This is a genomic window from Collinsella sp. TM09-10AT, assembly GCF_003436275.1.
GTDB lineage: Bacteria > Actinomycetota > Coriobacteriia > Coriobacteriales > Coriobacteriaceae > Collinsella.
The window spans coordinates 1-3160 of record NZ_QSOP01000039.1 but is presented as its reverse complement, the minus strand read 5'-3'; the positions used below and the strand labels follow the sequence as shown (position 1 = coordinate 3160).

Here is a 3160-nt window from a genome sequence, read left to right as displayed (position 1 = left end):
AGGCGGGGCCGAGGCCGCCTCGATCAATTTGCGAAAGAATCTTGACGGTACCTGGTGCCACCTTTCGATATAAAAAACGCGGCGCTCCGACAAGAGCGCCGCGCGATACGGGCCATCAGATTGCAAAAGTGTAACGCTTGCAAACCCCGTATTGGTTCAATTTAGCCAACCTTAGTCAATTGGATTGAGTGCGTCGATCTGCGCAAGCCACAGATGCGAGCTGGCGTCACTCGGCATACGCCAATCGCCGCGCGGGCTGAGCGTCACCGAGCCCACCTTGGGACCATCGGGCAGGCAGCTGCGCTTAAACTGCTGGGCAAAGAAGCGACGGTAGAACGTACGCAGCCACGTGTGGACGGTCTTGGCATCGTAGACACCCTCAAAGCTCTTGAGCGCCATGCGGTAGATCTTGCCGGGCTCAAAGCCAAAACGCAGCAGGTAGTAGAGGAAGTAGTCGTGCAGCTCGTACGGGCCCACCAAATCCTCGGTCTTCTGCGCAATCTCGCCGTCGCCCGTGGGCGGCAGAAGTTCGGGAGACACCGGCGTATCGAGGATATCGAGCAGCACCTTGGCGATGCGCCCGCCAAAGACATCGGCCGCATAGCGCACCAGATGGCGCACGAGCGTCTTGGGAACGCTCGAGTTGACGGCGTACATGCTCATATGGTCGCCGTTGTACGTAGCCCAGCCGAGCGCCAGCTCCGACAGGTCGCCGGTGCCGATGACAAAACCGCCAGCCTGGTTGGCCAGGTCCATCAGGATCTGCGTACGCTCGCGGGCCTGGCTGTTCTCGTAGGTCACGTCCTGCACGGCCGGATCGTGCTCAATGTCCCTAAAGTGCTGCTCCACGGCCGCGTGAATCGAAACCTCGCGGAAGCTCACGCCCAGGTCGCGGGCGAGCGACTCGGCATTCGACTTGGTGCGATGCGTCGTGCCAAAGCCGGGCATGGAAACCGCCGTGATACCCGTGCGTGGCAGTCCCAGTGCATCGAAGGCACGCACGGTCACAAGCAGTGCCAGCGTGGAGTCCAAGCCACCCGAAAGACCGATGACTGCAGCCTTGGTACCCGTATGGGCAAGGCGGGTCTTGAGGCCCGCAGTCTGCAGATTGAGAATAGTCTCGCAACGCTCGGCCAGATCACCGTGGTCGGCCGGCACAAAAGGCGCGCGAGGGAAAACACGGTCGATATCGCAGGCATCGCGCAGGACAGACTCTTCGGCCAACACGCCCTCAAAAGAGAACTCAACGGTCGTGGCCTCCGGCGCATCGTCCGCGCGCGTCCACGTCGTCGAGCGACGGCGCTCGGCAACCAGACGATCGAGGTCGACATCGGCAACCGCCATGTCGCAGGTAAGCAGTTTGGTGGCGGCCAGCTTAGAGCCGTTTTCGTAGATCAGGTTCTCGCCCGCAAAGACCATGTCGGTCGTAGATTCGCCCTCACTCGCATCCGCGTAGGCATAGGCGCAGTACAGGCGCGCACTCTGGTTGGAGATGAGGCTGCGGCGGTAATCCGCCTTGCCGATAATCTCGTCCGAGGCCGACGGGTTGAGGATCACCGTCGCGCCAGCAAGCGCCATCTCGGTCGAGGGGGGCGCCGGTACCCACAGGTCCTCGCACACCTCGACACCCAGCACCAGATCCTCGGCACCTTCATCGCAGCAGCGGTAGACAAGCCCCGAGCCAAGCGGCACCGGACCCTGACCAGCAAATTCAATCCACACGGGATCGGCCGGCGCCGGAGCAAACCAGCGGCGCTCATAAAACTCTCCGTAGTTGGGCAAGTACTTTTTGGCCGTAAGGCCCAAAAGCTCGCCCGCACAGCACACGGCGGCGCAATTGTAGATGTTTTCGGCCACCGCGACGGGAAGACCGATGGTAAAGACGATCGGCAGCTCACGGGTTTTATCGAGAATGCGCACGAGCGCCGCCTCGCAGGCATGCAGCAGCGTGCGGTTATGGAACAGGTCGGCCGCGGTATAGCCGCACAGGTTGAGCTCGGGCAGTACCAACGCGCGAACGCCGCGCTCGGCAGCCTCACGAACAGCCGTCAGCGCAACCTCGGCATTGCCCTCGACATCGGCCACGCGAATCCGCGGCGACGCCGCCGCCACACGCAAAAAGCCATGGTTCTTATTAGCCGAAACGCAGCATTGCCTTGTTGATCTGGACACTGGAGGCCCCTTCTACCCTGAGATTCAGTCTAACGGACGTTCACATATCTCTAGCTAGCCAAAGCAACCTCCCAGTTTACTGAGACGCCAACCTGTGCTAAGAGCATGTATTCCAAAAATATCTTTAATTAAAAAAGGAGAAATCGATAATCGACTTCTCCTTTAAGCGAGGCAAGTAAATTCCGAAACTAATGGCAGAATTTATCCATGTAGTCCTCAAAGTCGAACACTTCTACCACGACGCCCTCTTCCTGAGACTCTTTCAGTTGCTCCAAGAGATCTTTGTTAATAACGTCCATGTAGAAACCTCCTCTATCTAATCAATTGTAGTATATCTGCTTTCATGCAATTATCAACCAACTTGTTTAATTGCTCCTCGCTTGCCGATAGTCCCTCTTTTTTCAAAATGTCGCGCACCTCGTTCTTAGTAATCGGCTTTTCAAACAACGAAAGCAAAGCGAACGAAAAATCATTAACCGCACACATTCTATGGGTGGCACAACTCAGCAGTACTCTTAACCCCTCTTTTGAGCGTCCGACTTCTTTAACAAACGAACTTTTAACCAATTGAAAACCATTATCGTGCATTACATAATCGGCATCGATATTTGTATTCAGCAATCCATAATGCAACAGTTCTTCTATCGCCCTTGTCAGCTCGAGGTCGCCCTGATCAAGAATAAGAGAAATGCTACAATCGGCCTCCAATAAACGGGCCAACTTAAGGTATACCAACTGGGAAACAGCATAGACATGATGGTATTCAGAATTATAGAAGTAGGCAAATGGCTCAACGAGCACGACAGAGGTCTTGGAATCCAGCCAGATTCGATCAGCTGGATTTAGACTAGTTAGCCGTCGCTTTACTTTGGTCAAATGTCCCTTATACCTGACAGCGTGAATAGAATCTAGAATCCAGGTCACCTCTGAAATATGGGTACCGTCAAGATTCTTTCGCAAATTGATCGAGGCGGCCTCGGCCCCGCCT

Annotated in this window: 2 protein-coding genes; both read right to left on the bottom strand. The window is 55.9% G+C overall.

All coding sequences use genetic code 11. The features are described 5' to 3' along the window. Nucleotides 1-171 precede the first annotated feature (171 nt). Nucleotides 172-2172, bottom strand: coding sequence for an NAD(+) synthase (locus tag DXD77_RS10050; protein WP_117564415.1), 2001 nt, complete (start codon nucleotides 2170-2172; stop codon nucleotides 172-174). Between the two features lie 312 nt (nucleotides 2173-2484). Next, on the bottom strand, nucleotides 2485-3160 hold a 676-nt coding region (locus DXD77_RS10445; protein ID WP_158549140.1), incomplete at its 5' end, for a hypothetical protein.